We start from the raw sequence: 15,030 nt of genomic DNA, 5'->3' as shown, positions 1-15,030 counted from the left end.
AAGCGACGCTCCTAAGGTCTGCGCGGGGTTATGTGGCGGTTCGTCGCACTAGAAGTGGATGGTCATGCGTCGTGTCATCGCGATTGCGTTAGCGGGAGCGAGCCTTGGTGGCTGCTCCTCGATGTCTTGGGACATGTTCAAATCGGCGCCGCCGACCGTCCAGGTCCGGCTCGAATCCAATCCCCCGGGGGCCGACGCCAAGACCTCGCTCGGTCCGGGCTGCAAGACCCCCTGCTCGGTCTCGGTTCCCGCGCCGGAGGCTCCGTTCACGGTCGACTACGTCCTCAATAAGTATCAGCCGACCAGCGTGCCCGTGAACGTGATCAAGAATCCCGGCGATTTCACCACGCCCGCTACGGTGACCACCGATCCGAACCCGGTGTTCGCGGAGCTTCAGCCGGCGGTGCCGCCCAAGCCGGTGAAGAAGAAGCCGCACCGGCCGAAGACGCCGAAACCGGCCGCAGCCGCGCCCGCCGCGGCGCCGGCCGATGCTGCAGCGCCCGCAGCCGGTTCAGCGTTCCCCGATCCGAACGCGGGCAAGCGTTAATCTACGCATACTGCCCGATTGTCCTAGCCGCATCCGATGCTTAGATTGCTTCTACGGCACCGCTGAAGCAAAGGTGCGCCCGTCGCCGTAAGTGACAAGGCATTTGGTATGAACGGATCTCCCGCGACCTCCCGCGCCGCGCTGTCGAGCGCGATGACCGATCCGTTCGGGCGGACCATCTCCTATTTGCGCGTCTCCGTCACCGATCGCTGCGACCTGCGCTGCTTCTATTGCATGTCGGAAGACATGACGTTCCTGCCCAAGGCCGATTTGCTGACGCTCGAGGAGCTTGACCGGCTCTGCACGGCCTTCATCGCCAAGGGCGTGAAGAAGCTGCGGCTCACCGGCGGCGAGCCGCTGGTCCGGCGCAATGTGATGTCACTGGTGCGCTCGCTGTCGCGCCATCTCACGAGCGGCGCGCTGGGCGAGCTGACGCTGACCACAAACGGCACGCAACTCGCAAAACATGCCCGGGAACTTGCCGATTGTGGCGTCCGCCGCATCAACGTCTCGCTCGACACGCTCGATCCGAGGAAGTTTCGCGAGATCACGCGCTGGGGCGAGATCGACAAGGTGCTGGAAGGCGTCGAGGCGGCGCGCGCCGCAGGGCTCGCGGTGAAGATCAACGCGGTGGCGCTGAAGAATCTCAACGAGGACGAGCTTCCCGATCTGATGCGCTGGGCCCATGGCAAGGGCATGGGGCTGACCTTGATCGAGGTGATGCCGATGGGCGAGATCGGTTCGGGCCGCATCGACCAGTATCTGCCGCTGTCGCTGGTGCGCGCGCGGCTCGCCCAGCAATTCACGCTGACGGATCTGGCCGAGAGCACCGGCGGGCCGGCGCGCTACGTCAGTGTCGCCGAGACCGGCGGCAAGCTCGGCTTCATCACGCCGATGACCCACAATTTCTGCGAATCCTGCAACCGGGTGCGCATCACCTGCACCGGCACGCTGCACACCTGCCTCGGCCACGAGGATGCCTCCGATCTACGCAAGCCTTTGCGCGCGTCGAGCGACGATGAACTGCTAGCGGCCGCGATCGACCGCGCTATCGGGCTGAAGCCCAAGGGCCACGATTTCATCATCGACCGCCGCCACGACCGTCCCAGCGTCAGCAGGCATATGAGCGTCACTGGCGGCTGAGGATTCGCCGCCCCCTCCCCAACAACCTAAGCTTTTGACCCGCCGTCAATTTGCCCATTTTCCGATTGACGGCGCACAAGCCCGCTGGTTTGGTGCGACCGCCTTTGCTTGCCCGGCAGCAATAAGCCGGCCCGCCCCGTTGGCGGTCGCGGTCAAGACGGCAAGGCACGAGGGGAGGACTGACGCCGCAATCGCTTTCGGACTGTGATCCGTGCGGTCGCGTGCTCATGGCACGCGGGCCGAGATTTGCGCGCTGAAGTCTCCCGTAAAGTGTTAGGCCGCGACGGCGACGGAGAGAAAGTAAGATGCGTCCATTGCTGGCGGTGAGCACCGCCATCGACGCCCTCAATGAAAAGATTGGGTACGTCTGTAACCTGCTCGTGCTTCTCGCCTGCCTGGTCAGCGCGGCCAATGCGATGATCCGCTATGCCTTCAGCTACTCGTCGAACGGGTGGCTGGAGCTGCAATGGTACATGTTCGCGATCCTCGTGATGTTCGGCGCGTCGTACACCTTCAAGCGCAACGAGCATGTCCGCGTCGAGATTCTCTATTTGATGCTGTCCGAGCGCGGCCAGCTCTGGCTCGACCTGATCGGCACGCTGTTCTTCCTGATCCCCTCCTGCCTCCTGCTCTCCTACCTGTCGTGGCCGTTCTTCATGCAGGCCTATGAGGTCGGCGAGATGTCGGGCAATGCCGGCGGCCTGATCCGCTGGCCCATCAAGTTCGTGATCCCCGCCGGCTTCGTGATGCTGGCATTGCAGGGAGTTTCCGAAGTCATCAAGCGTATCGCGGCTCTCCAGGGCTATGTGACGATCGACGCCAAGTACGAGAGGCCGACCCAATGATCACGCTGGAGATGATGCCGCCGTTGATGTTCGGCGGCCTGGTTCTGGTGATGCTGCTCGGCTTCCCGGTCGCGTTTACGCTCGCGGCCGTCGGCCTCTCCTTCGGCTTCCTCGCCATCCATCTCGGATTCTTCGACCTCAACTTCCTCCAGGCGATCCCCGGCCGCGTGTTCGGCAGCGTGCTCTCCAACGAGCTGCTGCTGGCGATTCCCTTCTTCACCTTCATGGGCGCCATATTGGAGAGATGTGGACTAGCCGAGGACATGCTGGATTCGATGGGCCAGTTGTTCGGCCCGATCCGCGGCGGTCTCGGCTATTCCGTCATCATCGTCGGCTTCATCCTCGGCGCCATCACCGGCACCGTGGCGGCGCAGGTCATCGCCATGGCGCTGATCTCGATGCCGGTGATGATCCGCTACGGCTACAACATGCGCTACATCACCGGCGTGCTGGCTGCCTCCGGCACCATCACGCAGCTGGTGCCGCCCTCGCTGGTGCTGATCGTGCTCGCCGACCAGCTCGGCAAGTCGGTCGGCGACATGTATCTCGGCGCCTGGGGCCCCTCGGTGTTCCAGATCATGCTGTTCGCCGGCTACACCTTCATTCTCGGCCTGATCAAGCCGGACCACGTGCCGCCGGTCCCGAAGGAGGCGCGCACGCTGACCGGCTGGGCGCTGTGGAAGAAGTGCCTGATGGGCATCATCCCCTCGGCCGTACTGATCTTCGTCGTGCTCGGCACCATGATGATGGGGCTGGCCACACCGACCGAAGCCGGCGCCATGGGCGCGGTCGGCGCCATCGTGCTCGCCGCGATCCATCACAAGGATTTCACCTCGACCGACCGCAAGGTGCTGATAGTCGGCGTGATCGCGGCCGGCATCGGCACCATCATCGCGATGCTGTTCACCGAGAACCTGATCTTCAAGCTCGCCTTCGCGGTGACGTATCTGGCGGTCGCCTGGATCTGCATCCAGGCCGCGCGCATTCCCGACCTGCGCGACCTGATCAAGCAGGGCTACGAGACCACCATGCGCATCACCTGCATGGTCACCTTCATCCTGATCGGCTCGACTTGCTTCTCGGTGGTGTTCCTCGGCGTCTCCGGCGGCGTCTGGCTCGAGCACATGCTGACCTCGCTGCCCGGCGGCGTCTGGGGCTTCCTGATCTTCATCAACCTCTTCATCTTCTTCCTGGCGTTTTTCCTCGACTTCTTCGAGATCGCCTTCATCATTCTGCCGATGATCGCGCCGATTGCGCAGAAGATCCTGGGGCCTGTAGTCGGTGACGGACCGGCGCTGATCTGGTTCGGCGTCATGCTGTGCGTGAACATGCAGACCTCGTTCCTGCATCCTCCGTTCGGCTTCGCGCTGTTCTACCTGCGCGGCGTGGCGCCGAAGGAAGTGAAGAGCTCGGACATCTATTGGGGCGCGATGCCCTGGATCGGCCTGCAGATGATCATGGTGCTGATCGTGATCGCCTTCCCGATCACGGTGACGGGCCTCCTCGACAAGCCGGTCAATGTCGACCTCGACAAGGTCAGGATCGAGGTACCGCAGATCGACCTGCCGCCACTGGATCTCGGCCCGCCGACGAAGTAGCGGACGCGCTTTCTTCTCCCCTCATATCCGCCGAAGCCTTGGCGAAGGCGGATGTGGGGGAAGGCGCATCTTGGGGCGCCGGTCGCGACGGACGCCGACGTCTTGCATCGGCGATTTGCATCGGCGATCGCGCTGAAATTGAACTGCTCACGCGCACCATCAAAGGGCGTGCGATTCTCGGTGGAACGGTGCCGGCGCACCGGCATTGTGCGAGCCCCGTCAGCATCCTTGCCCCAATACCTTCCCTGATCTCTCGAAATTTACGCTGTTCACGCGCGCCATCGGGATTAAGCTTACAGCCACTTTCAGAAATCCATTACGACGCGGACCGACCGATCAATTCTATAAAAGACTTTTCAATTCATATTGTCCGCGCCTCACGCAAGCGAGGTTGTCATGGACCAGGATTTACATCAGGAAATTGATTGCCGAGCACGACAGCATTGTTCGACAGCAGCGCATCATCGTAGCCGTCGCCTCTTGACCACGATGCTCTGCGCCGTGTGTATGTTCCAGTTCGCGACTGAAGCTGGTGCGCAATGCAGCGCACGAGATGTGTTGCAGAACCAGTCGAAGCCGAAGACGGCTTCGTCAAGTCATGCGCCGGTCACGCCAGTCAGATCAATTGCCGATCTCCCGGTGTGGAAGAGGATTACTCTCGGCAGCTATTCAAATTCGCTCACCCTTCGAAACGCCATGGACGCAATCGGCTGCCACGTCGGAGGATCGGCTGCAGAAATCCTCGCGCGGCCGGCCTTCATCGTCAGTTCTACGAAAAAGGAAGTGGAGCTGGTCACTGTGTCGGCGGCCGCACTTGGCTTCGAGACAGACACAGTGACCTTGGCCGCAATGTACGAGCGCGCCAAGCGGCTGGGTTTGCGGATTGCCGCGGCGGAGGTCGGTCCCCAGTTGAGGCTTCAATATCTCGACCAGCCCTTGGGGGAATTTCTCATCATTGCAATGGACCCGATCAGGACCTGGAGCGGCGAGGAGACCATTCTGAATGTCGCCAATGGCGGGGCCGGACTCATCCTCATAGGCCAGGACGGCGGTGCCGGCGCCGCAATATCAGTGACCTCTCGCTTCGTATTCGAGCGGCCGACCGAAGCTGTGCTGGTTGACCAGCTTGAGCAGGCAGCAGCATTCCTGCCGCCATGAGCACAAACGCGAGCGAGGCGAGAGACTGAGGAATACAGAAGGGGCGCAGCGCAAGTGTCGCGTGACAAGTGCCGGAAACATAGGCATATCGGGCCATCCTCCAACCTATGGTCCGCCGCGCATGTCCCGATCGCTCCCTGCTCCATCGCTCGCTCGTCCGTTGCTCGCCTCTCTCTGGCTGGCATTTGCCGCAACGATGGCGCATGCCGAACCGATGGCTGATGTTCAGGCGCTGGCGCAAAAGGAGCAGCAGCCGCTGCTCGACACGCTGCGCGATCTCGTCAGCATCGAATCCGGCAGCAAGGACGTCGAGGGCCTGAACCTGATCGCAGGCCGCGTAGCCGACCAACTCAAGCAGCTCGGCGGCGCGGTGGAGATCCTGCAGCCCACTGACATCTATCGCCTCGACGACACGCCCGAGAAGATCGGCCCGGCCGTGCACGCCGTGTTCAAGGGCACCGGCACCAAGAAGATCATGCTGATCGCCCATATGGACACGGTTTACCTGAAGGGCATGCTGAAGGATCAGCCGTTCCGCATCGACGGCGACAAGGCCTACGGCCTCGGCATTGCCGACGACAAGCAGGGCGTCGCCCTAATCCTCCATACCGTGGCGATGCTGCAGAAGCTGAATTTCAAAGACTACGGCACGCTCACCGTGCTGACCAACGGTGATGAGGAGATCTCCTCGCCCGGCTGGCGCAGCACCATCACCAAGTTCGCCTCCGATCAGGACGTGGTGTTCTCGTTCGAGGGCGGCGGCACCGACGGCACGCTGCGCCTGGCCACCAGCGGCATCGGCTCGGCCTATCTCACGGTGACCGGCAAGTCCTCGCATGCTGGCGCGCGGCCCGAGGGCGGCATCAATGCGCTCTACGAGCTCTCGCACCAGGTGCTGCAGATGAAAGACCTGTCCAAGCCCGAGCAGGGCCTGAAGCTGAACTGGACGGTCTCCAAAGCTGGCACCAACCGCAACGTGATCCCCGCCGAAGCCACGGCCCAGGCTGATGCGCGCGCACTCAAGGTGTCGGATTTCGACGAGCTGGAGAAGGCGCTGCAAGAGAAGATCAAGAATCGCCTGCTGCCCGATTCCAAGGTCGAGCTGAAATTCGAGGTGCGCCGCCCGCCACTGGAAGCCAACGACGCCTCGCGCCACGTCGCAGCCTACGGCAAGACGATCTACGGGGAAATCGGACTGCCCCTCAAGGTCGACGAGAAGGCGACCGGCGGCGGCACCGATGCTGCCTTTGCCGCGCTCAAGACCAAGGGCGCCGTGGTCGAAGGCATGGGCCTGTCGGGCTTCGGCGCGCATTCCAACGATGCCGAATATGTGAAGCTCGACACCATCGTGCCGCGTCTCTACCTGACCACGCGCATGATCATGGATCTGTCCACCGGCAAGCTGAAGTAGCGGTCAGCTCCGGCCAAGGGCGGAGGCCCCCGCCTCCGCCAGCCTGAACCGCAGCGTAAACTCGGCGCCGCCGCCGGGGAGATTGTCCACTGCCACCGTTGCGGCGTGATCGTCGGCGACGCCGCGCACGATCGAAAGTCCCAGGCCCGCGCCGTCGCTGCGATGGCGATCCCTGCGCCAAAAGCGCTGGAAGATCAGCTCACGTTCGGCTTCCGCGACGCCCGGACCGCAATCGCGCACGCGCACCGAACCATCGTCCCCGACCTCGACATCGACCGACGTCTCCTTGGCGGTGAACTTGATGGCGTTTTCGGCGAGGTTGAAGACCGCGCGCTGGAGCATCTCGGAATTGCCGTGAATCATCACCGGCGCGTCGGCGCCCCGGAGCGCAATGTCCTTGTGCTGCGCGATCGCGAACGGCGCGATTGCGCCCACGACTTCGGCGCAGACGGCGCGCAGATCGGCTGTCTCGCCTGGATCGAGCACCAGCGTGTCGAGCTCGGCGATCTCCAGGAGCTGCGCGACGATCCGGCTCATGCCTGCGATGTCGTCATGCAGCGCCTGCCTGGCGGCGCCGTCGCCTAGCGTCTCGACCCGCGTGCGCAGGATCGCGAGCGGCGTGCGCAGCTGATGGGCGGCGTCGGCGGTGAACTGGCGTTGCACGCGAAAGCCGTCCTCGAGGCGATCCAGCGCCTGGTTGACGGCGGTGACGAGCGGCACGATCTCGCGTGGGATCTGCTCGGTCGGCAGGCGAATGTCGGTGCGTGACGGACCGATATTGCTCGCCTGTTCCGAGGCCTTCCACAGCGGCGCGATCGCGCGGCGGAAGATGATGATATCGGTGGCGAGCAGAATCAGGAGAATGGGAATGGTGATCCAGCCGACCCGGCGGAAGAAGTTGGACACGATGTCATCGGTGATGACGTCGCGATGGGACAGGTCTTCCGCCACCTGAATGCGAACGGTGGTATCGCCGATTGTCTGGGTCACGTCGGCGCCGGAAATCGACTCTGATTCAACGCCACCGCTCTTCTTGTGCGACGAGAACAGCAGGCGGCCGTCGGCATCGCGGATGTCGTACTGGTAGCGGCCATAGGCTTCCGAATAGAGACCGCGCAGGCTGTCGGGCAGATTGAACGTCACCCTGCCGTCGGGCTGGACCGCGATACGCTCGGCCAGCGTCTCGGCCTGGGCGCGCATCGCAGCGCGATGCAGCTGGTCGATCTCGGAATTCAGCAGCCAGAACAGCACCAGCGGCAGGAAGATCGCCACCACCGCGACCGCAATGATGTGCAAGAACACGATGCGCGAGATCAGCGATTTGAACGACGGCCTGGCGAACAACCCGGCGGCGGCCACACTATTTCTCCTCGGCCATCATGTAGCCGACGCCGCGGATGGTGTGGATCACGACCTTGGCGCCATGCTCGGCAAGTTGCTTGCGCAGCCGGGAGACATACACCTCGACCGCGTTGGATGCGACCTCGCCCTCGAGCCCGAAGATATGATCTTCGACGTTCTTCTTCGGCACCACCCGCCCCTGCCGGCGCAGCAGGATCTCCAGCACCGAGGTCTCGCGCGACGAGATGATCCGCGGCTTGTCGTCGACGAAGATCTGGCGGCTTTCGGTGTCGTAGACGAGGTTGGCGAGCCGCAGCGAGCGTCCGAGCAGCTGGCCCGGACGGCGCAGGATCGCCTCCAGCCGCGCCACCAGCTCCTCCATCGCGAACGGCTTGGCCAGGTAATCGTCGGCGCCGCTGCGCAGGCCGTTGACGCGGTCCTGCACGCCGCCGCGCGCGGTCAGCACCAGCACTGGCAGCGGTTCCATCTGCCGCCGCAGCTCGCGCAACACTGACAGGCCGTCGCCGTCGGGCAGGCCGAGGTCGAGGATCATCGCGGCATAGCTGACATTGTGCAACGCCTCGCGCGCCTCCTCGGTGCTAGCAACGATATCGCTCTCATAGCCGGCCGCCGCCAGCCCGCGGGCCACGAGCCGCGACAGCTCGGCATTGTCCTCGACGATCAGAAGGCGCATTTCTGGAGAATTCCAACAAATTCCAATTGGGCAGGCACTTTGACCTTTATTGCTACCCCCATTCGATGCGAATGGAAGCGCCAATTTTCCAGAACATAGCGCGCCTGCGAGGCACCGTAAGGCCGGTGTCAGATGGACTTGTTAGCATAGTCCGGATCGCCGCCGATACAATTGGCAGAGTTGCTGGCGAATGAGGAGCTTACCTCGGCCGGCCTTCGCAGATCCGGAGTTGAGCCACGTCGCTTCGATCCAAGCCCATGAGTCGCAGTGCCGCACGCTGGATTGCATTCGTTGCCGCTTGCATCGCGGGTATCCTGGCGCTGGAGGTCGCCTTGTCCCTCGGCCTGTTTGCCTGGAATGGCGGGAGCTACGCCGCCCCGGACCTTGGGACCCAATCGCGGCAGGCCGCCGTTGCGGCCGCAGCCGCGATCGTTTCGGTCATCGCCCAGATCATCGAAAAGGCGTCGCACTCGGATGAGGATCGCTAGCGGCGCTCGATCGTCGAGCCGCACGCGACGACCGCTACGCTTGTCAGGTTAGCGTAAGGTCGGCTTGCGTGGGCGGCGCCAGTTCTCCAAGTCCTTATGCGTCTCCTATGGGATCGATCGCGGCATCCGATCGAATTCCTATGCGCACTGCAGGATAATGAACCAGTACCGCCGCGGTCTGCATTCGCGATCGCCGGTATGGATCTTGCCTGCGGATCACCCCGATGATGCGCAATTTCAGTCCGATGACACGTCTGGTCGGCCTTGCCACGGTGGCGTGGTGTGGCGTCGCCGCGCTTCAGGCGCACGCGGAGCCGCTGGAGATTGCGAACCGGCGGGCCGAGCAGAGGCAAGGGTTCAGCGACGCCGAAATCCGGAACGGCTTCTTCAAGATCGCGCTCGATGCGGAACTCGCGCTGGACGCACCGGTTCATCGGATTCGCAAATTCGACGAACCGGTCCGGATATTCATCGATGCCAAGGGCCAGCACGCTGCCACGCTCACGGCGATTGTCGCCGACATCCGACGACGCGTCGATCATCTCGATCTGGCACTGACCGAGGATCGAGACGCCGCCAACTTCATCGTGACACTGGTCGCAGCGCGAGACCTGATCCCGGCCGTTCGCACCCGCTTCGGCCGGGAGAAGGCGAACAAGATCGAGCACTCGCTCAGTCCGCAGTGCCTTTCGGGCATCGCCAAGGACGGCGCCTATCGCATCCGGCGGGCTGAGGTCATCCTGCCAACCGATGTCGGTGAATTCTCTTTCTATGATTGCGCCTACGAGGAGCTGCTGCAAGGTCTCGGCGCCATCAACGACGACGCCAGCGTTCCCTGGACCATGTTCAACGACAACGTCCAGATGGGCTTCTTCGACATCTACGACCAATATCTCCTAAACATCCTCTATGACCCGCGAATCCGGCCGGGAATGACACGAAGCGAGGTCGAACGAATCCTTCCCGCGGTGCTCACGACCGTGCGTGATCAAGTCAGCCGCAACAATCCAGGCGAGGATGCGGACGCAACCCGCCTCCTCCACCCGAACTGACGGTACACGACGGGGCCATGCCTGATGGCATCGCGTTCCGACGAATTTACTTCCGCGGCGACGTCGTCTTGGTCGATGACGACGAAAATTCGGTAATCGCGAAATCGGTCTTCTGCGTATGGCGCGCCTGGTGGGCGACCGCTACTTGCCTGTTCTGACTGTACTTCGACGGCGCGCTGGCGGAGGCACCGGCCAACGCAGGCTGCGCCAGCAACAACGGCGCTGCAGCAATCGCGATCGCGCTGAGAACAAAAGTCCTGGACATCTGCACCCTCCATGTGAAGCGGGACAACTTCAACGGAAGAGGCTTTACATTTCCAATCTGCGACTCCATCCGTCGCGCGGTTGTCCCTGCAATCGGATGCTGATCCCAATCCGCATCGCTCGCAAGATTAATCGGCAGATGCAGCAAAATGGAGCAACGCAGCTCGCCGCCTAGAACAAAGGCGAAGCACCGGCCGTCGCACCGCAATCACGCGCGTGGTGCCGTCGGCGACGCTCAAGCCTAGTTTGCCGCCTGACCGCGCCACATCGGCGACTTCGGTCCACCATAGTAGCGCATTGGTCCGAGATGGATCGGCGCCTGTGCGACGACCTGCATCGGCGCCGCACCCCAGGCCAACCGCGCGGCACCCGCCGATGCTGCGTCGGCCACGTGGACCGGCGTCGCCACCCTGTGATGAGCGTGCCATTGCCGATGGTGGCTGTGCTTTGCTGCTGCGGGGCTCGCCCATGAAACCAGCAGCAGCGCGCTCGCAAGCATTGCGACTGCGGTGTGCACCGCTGACTTCATGATTCCTCTCAGCCGGGTTGCACGCTTCATTGCGCCGGCCACATCGGCGATTTGGGGCCGCCGTAGTAGCGCATCTGGGGCGAGGCCGCGGCCTCGCCCGTCGCCGCGCCAAGATCGCTCACGCATCCGGCAAGGCATGCACCGAGCCCTGCGAGAGCGATCATGGTCACCATGGTCCGAACACGTTTCGAACAAGTCATGCTGTCCCCTCCTCCAAGGGTCTCAGTACTTCGCCACCACCGGGCCGCCGAACTTGTAGTCGAGGCCCAGTGTCACGAGCGAATATGTGTTGGCGACGTCGTAAGCGAGCACACCGTTGGTCGGTGCATCGCGACGGAAAGTCCCGAGATCGAGGTAGGTGTATTCGAACTTCCCGATCAGATTCTCGGTGATCGCATAGGCGATGCCGCCGCCTGCGGCGAGGCCGCTGCGTGTCGTCTTGAACGTGTCGACGCCGACGCCCGGATTCGTATCGGTATGCGTCAGTGAGCCGTAGGCCCAGCCGCCCGTGAAGAACAGCAGAAGGCGATCGACCGCGATACCACCTCGCGCACGAACCGTGCCGCCCCAACGCAGCTTGGTCGTGTCGTCCCAACCGAGGGCAAAATTGTCGCCACCCTTGATGTCTGCCCCGAAGGCAGTGGCTTCGACGCCGAACACGATGTTGCCGGACTGCCAGTTATAGCCAGCCTCACCGCCACCGAGAGCGCCCGCTGAATCGTAGTTGGCGGTGAAGTTCGCGAAGCCCGCCGGACCTGTTGCATTGTTCAGGTTGTGGTTGCCGAGGCCATATCCGCCGAACGCGCCGACGTAGAAACCGCTCCAGTCATAGGCTGGCGGGGCCATCGCCGGCGCCTTGCCGTAGATCGGAAGATCCGCCGCAAACGCCGGTGATGCGAGACCAAGTGCGCAGAGCGAGGCCGTGGTGAAAAGAAACCGCTTCATTTTGAGAACCTCTGTAGAATTGTCCTGATGAAAGCGCGGCGATCCAGGCCGCCGCGCTTTGCCGTGCATCAGAAGTGGATGATGATGTCCGCCGAGCCGATGAGGGCGTTCTTGCGGTTCGGCGCAATACCGAGGTTCGAGTTGCCGTTGAACGCAAACGCGTCCAGCGCTCTGTAGAACGAAACCTCCGGCCGAATCTCGATCTGGGGCGAGAACCAGTGCTGCCAGCCGATCCCGGTTTCGACGTAGCGGGTCTTGGTGCCGGTGCGTTGGCCCTGCTTGTCGTCAAACCACTCCAAACGGTAGGAGATGTTGTCGAGCGGCGTTGCCTTGTAGTTCAGATACATCAGGTAGGTCTGCCAGGAGGCGTTGCAGGTGAGTGCAGCCGCGTTGGCGCAGAACGCCTGGCCCGGCGCGTTGAACGGCATCACGTTCGCCGAAAATGGCGTGCCCGCCCCAGCAGCATTGATGGCCTGGACAACGGCATTGTTGAGGTTCGGTACGCCGCTCTGATGCCCGTTGTAGCTCTCGAACGAGACATGCCATTGGTCATTGAACTTGTGGTAGTAGGTCAATCCGTACCACTGCAGATTGTTGTAACCCCAAACGCCGTTGTTGATGCCGTCAGCGACGATGTTGATGCTGTCGTTGCCGCTGTCGGTCGTATAGCGAACGCCGGCGGTGATGCTCGGCTTTGCACCTGGATCCTTCAGGAACGTGGTGCCGGGGTAAAGCGGGTTCGGATTGGTATTCACGATCCTCGCGCCCCACTGCCAGGGCATCGCTTCGGTACCGATCGTGGAACCCAACTGGAGGATCAGGTTTTTCGTCGCCGCCAGCGTCGCCTGGACACCCGTGTTGGTATAGTTGTCGAACGTATAGGTCATCGAGTGCGAGTACATGTAGTTGTTCGGCGCGAGCTGCGCCTCGATGTCCGGAATCGAAATGAACCGTCCGAAGCGGATGTTCAGACCTTCCGCGACCTGCGGAATGAAGACTTCGCCGTAGGCCATCGGCATGTCGTAACCGTAGTTCTTGTTCTGCTGGAGCAGCTGGTTGCTCCACAGACCGTAGGCCGTGGTGTAGCGATAGTTCTCGCCATAGATCGGCGCGATACGGAAACCCCAATCGACATGGTCCTTCTGAACCGTGTCGGGCAGGCGCTCGATGTAGACCACAGCCTGATCGAGCTGAACGGTATTGGGATTGTAACTGTAGGCGGCAGGGGCATTGCCACCACGGACGGTGTTGTTGCTGAGATTGCCGCCCGGATCGATCCAGCCATAGACCTGGATATGGGCGTCATTCATCCACGACCCGAGAGCCGTGTTGGAAATCGCACTCATCAATGGACTGTCAACCGAGTTCGGCCGCGTCACGCCGAGGTTGGTCGTGCCGCCATAGGGCCACTCCGTGAAGGGCATCGGCGGCGTGCTTTGCGGCGTCGTGGGCCATTCGGCGCGGCGTGAGGGCGGCGCCTTCGGATCGGCGGGCGCGGCGTCGTGATTCCATTCAAGCCGATAGTAGTTGATGAAGCGCGTGAAGAAGTCAGTGCCGAGATAGCTATCGAGACACGAATACTTCTTGTACGGATCGCAAAACGTCTGCCCCACCGGCGGAAGCGTGTCCGCCGCATTGGCAGCGCCGCCCATCCCCATCATCGCAACGAGCGATGCGCCTGCCAGAAGATACTTTCTCATCATGTTGCCCCAAACGGTTGGTACCGACGCCTTCAAGGCGTTCTTTCGGTTTCGTTAAGTTCGGTGTCATCCTTCGTGCGGGGCGCAGAAAAAGGCGATACGGTTTGGCGCGAGCGTTCGTTAAAATAAAATAGCGCAACGATGCACTTCGCCGTCGTTTGCACGCGAAGTCATCAATTGCCCGCGCGGTTTGCTCAAAGCGTCGGCGAGATCGTGAAGATTTCGCGGATGAACGATGTCGCAGCGCAACCGTTTCACACGAGCTGTGTCATTTTCGTCATAGTCGCTCGAAGCGCCTGCTCGACTTGCGCGCAGAAGAGCCCGCGCAACGTGCTGTGGCTATTTTTTTGCTACGCAATCGCGCCGGATTCTCGATCGAAGATTTATGTCCGGACTCGGTAGTCTCTTCGCAACGGCTAAACTCTGCTTGGCGAGGTTCGACGATGGACACCGTGACTCATGCTGCGCGCCTCACCGGCGATCCGGCGCGTGACGATGCCGGATTCGATCTCACCTTCCTGCCGAAGACGCTGATGGGACAATGCCGCAGCCTGATCGAATCGTATCACGAGGTTCACGGCTTCGCGTCGCTGCCAAACATGTTGTGGCAGTTTCGCATGGGCCCCTTGATCGAGCGCCACAAGGAGCTGCGGCAACTCCTGCGCAAGGCCTCGACCACGCGCAGCGCCAAGAAGGCCAATGAAGGCTTCGTCCAGATCACCACCACGATTCTTGCATTGGAGATCCTGGCCAGCAGCTTTGCCGGCTGGAACGCCATCTATCCCGTCGCCGGCGAAGCGTCGCGCGACGTCCTCCAGCGCAATGCTCATGGGGCACACATGGCGCTGATGGACTTCTATCTCTATCCGCCGAAGCAGATCAGCGCGGCCGCCATTGCCACGCTGGCACCTCCCGCAAGCCGGTCGCACGACGACACCGGCCTTCATCATGCATCGCGCCCCGAACTGTCGGGCGAGCGGCGCGCGCTTCAATATGCGAGCATGATTCGAAACGAGCAGGATTCCGCCGCGAGAAACGCCCCGGCGCCTTGACCGCCCAAATACGCGTAATTCTTTAGAGAGACTCGCTCGGGTTGCCGCCACTCCCCGTGCCGACCTCGCCTGAGTCCGTAGATCCACGGACCAGAACGGCTATTACTTTTTTATTTCCGGCGACATTCAACGACATAGATTTTCTACGCCGATCCGGCACATCGTCGGATTGCCGGGTTAGTCGACGACATCAGGGGTGGGCTTGCGTTGCCACGCCGCGCAGTTTCGTGCGCCGGTGTTCAGCCAAATGCACTCTGACGTGA

General features: G+C 62.3%; 16 protein-coding genes. 9 read left to right on the top strand and 7 right to left on the bottom strand.

Going from position 1 to position 15,030, the window contains the following annotated elements:
- The first annotated feature begins 64 nt into the window (after window positions 1-64).
- The 6 genes from ACLFLU_RS18130 (at window position 65) to ACLFLU_RS18105 (ending at window position 6,702) form a co-directional block, all read left to right on the top strand.
- Window positions 65-547: a hypothetical protein gene (locus ACLFLU_RS18130; protein ID WP_426413519.1), complete on the top strand. Its 483-nt coding sequence runs from the start codon at window positions 65-67 to the stop codon at window positions 545-547.
- A 108-nt stretch (window positions 548-655) separates the two neighbouring features.
- A complete protein-coding gene (gene moaA, locus ACLFLU_RS18125; RefSeq protein ID WP_426413518.1) occupies window positions 656-1,690 on the top strand; it encodes a GTP 3',8-cyclase MoaA in 1,035 nt (344 codons plus the stop codon).
- Window positions 1,691-1,995: 305 nt separating this feature from the next.
- On the top strand, window positions 1,996-2,535 hold the full coding sequence (locus ACLFLU_RS18120) for a TRAP transporter small permease subunit (RefSeq protein ID WP_426413517.1): 540 nt from the start codon (window positions 1,996-1,998) through the stop codon (window positions 2,533-2,535).
- Window positions 2,532-4,133 (top strand): TRAP transporter large permease, encoded by a 1,602-nt coding sequence (locus tag ACLFLU_RS18115; protein ID WP_426413516.1) that lies wholly within the window; start codon window positions 2,532-2,534, stop codon window positions 4,131-4,133. Before ACLFLU_RS18120 ends, ACLFLU_RS18115 begins: the two co-directional genes overlap by 4 nt.
- Before the next feature lie 396 nt (window positions 4,134-4,529).
- Window positions 4,530-5,291, top strand: a complete 762-nt coding sequence (locus ACLFLU_RS18110) for a hypothetical protein (protein WP_426413515.1) — start codon at window positions 4,530-4,532, stop codon at window positions 5,289-5,291.
- Between the two features lie 121 nt (window positions 5,292-5,412).
- Window positions 5,413-6,702, top strand: coding sequence for a M20/M25/M40 family metallo-hydrolase (locus ACLFLU_RS18105; RefSeq protein WP_426413514.1), 1,290 nt, complete (start codon window positions 5,413-5,415; stop codon window positions 6,700-6,702).
- Window positions 6,703-6,705: 3 nt separating this feature from the next.
- Here the strand turns inward: ACLFLU_RS18105 and ACLFLU_RS18100 are convergent, their stop codons facing one another.
- The gene (locus tag ACLFLU_RS18100; RefSeq protein ID WP_426413513.1) at window positions 6,706-8,061 is read right to left on the bottom strand and encodes an ATP-binding protein; all 1,356 of its coding nucleotides are present in this window, start codon (window positions 8,059-8,061) and stop codon (window positions 6,706-6,708) included.
- Window position 8,062: 1 nt separating this feature from the next.
- Entirely contained in the window at window positions 8,063-8,737 is a 675-nt protein-coding gene (locus ACLFLU_RS18095) for a response regulator transcription factor (protein WP_426413512.1), read from the bottom strand.
- 257 nt (window positions 8,738-8,994) lie between these two features.
- On the opposite strand from ACLFLU_RS18095, the gene ACLFLU_RS18090 reads away from it, so the two are divergent.
- Both ACLFLU_RS18090 and ACLFLU_RS18085 read left to right on the top strand, forming a co-directional pair.
- Window positions 8,995-9,225, top strand: a complete 231-nt coding sequence (locus ACLFLU_RS18090) for a hypothetical protein (protein ID WP_426413511.1) — start codon at window positions 8,995-8,997, stop codon at window positions 9,223-9,225.
- Window positions 9,226-9,449: 224 nt separating this feature from the next.
- A complete protein-coding gene (locus tag ACLFLU_RS18085) occupies window positions 9,450-10,277 on the top strand; it encodes a DUF2927 domain-containing protein (RefSeq protein WP_426413510.1) in 828 nt (275 codons plus the stop codon).
- A gap of 46 nt (window positions 10,278-10,323) precedes the next feature.
- Here ACLFLU_RS18085 and ACLFLU_RS18080 read toward each other — a convergent pair whose 3' ends face one another.
- From ACLFLU_RS18080 to ACLFLU_RS18060, 5 genes are all read right to left on the bottom strand, one after another.
- Window positions 10,324-10,542, bottom strand: coding sequence for a hypothetical protein (locus tag ACLFLU_RS18080; RefSeq protein WP_426413509.1), 219 nt, complete (start codon window positions 10,540-10,542; stop codon window positions 10,324-10,326).
- A 240-nt stretch (window positions 10,543-10,782) separates the two neighbouring features.
- Window positions 10,783-11,070: a hypothetical protein gene (locus ACLFLU_RS18075; RefSeq protein WP_426413508.1), complete on the bottom strand. Its 288-nt coding sequence runs from the start codon at window positions 11,068-11,070 to the stop codon at window positions 10,783-10,785.
- Window positions 11,071-11,096: 26 nt separating this feature from the next.
- Window positions 11,097-11,270, bottom strand: coding sequence for a hypothetical protein (locus ACLFLU_RS18070; protein ID WP_426413507.1), 174 nt, complete (start codon window positions 11,268-11,270; stop codon window positions 11,097-11,099).
- Between the two features lie 22 nt (window positions 11,271-11,292).
- On the bottom strand, window positions 11,293-12,015 hold the full coding sequence (locus ACLFLU_RS18065) for an outer membrane protein (protein WP_426413506.1): 723 nt from the start codon (window positions 12,013-12,015) through the stop codon (window positions 11,293-11,295).
- 68 nt (window positions 12,016-12,083) lie between these two features.
- Window positions 12,084-13,715, bottom strand: coding sequence for an outer membrane beta-barrel protein (locus ACLFLU_RS18060; protein WP_426413505.1), 1,632 nt, complete (start codon window positions 13,713-13,715; stop codon window positions 12,084-12,086).
- A gap of 305 nt (window positions 13,716-14,020) precedes the next feature.
- Between ACLFLU_RS18060 and ACLFLU_RS18055 the strand changes: the two genes are divergently transcribed.
- On the top strand, window positions 14,021-14,767 hold the full coding sequence (locus ACLFLU_RS18055; RefSeq protein WP_426413504.1) for a hypothetical protein: 747 nt from the start codon (window positions 14,021-14,023) through the stop codon (window positions 14,765-14,767).
- The last annotated feature ends 263 nt before the right edge of the window (window positions 14,768-15,030 follow it).

Origin of the sequence: Bradyrhizobium ganzhouense (assembly GCF_049949285.1) — a bacterium.
In the GTDB taxonomy this organism is placed as follows: Bacteria; Pseudomonadota; Alphaproteobacteria; order Rhizobiales; family Xanthobacteraceae; genus Bradyrhizobium; species Bradyrhizobium ganzhouense.
The sequence above is the reverse complement of the archived record's forward strand: the minus strand, read 5'-3'. Positions and strand labels throughout refer to the sequence as shown.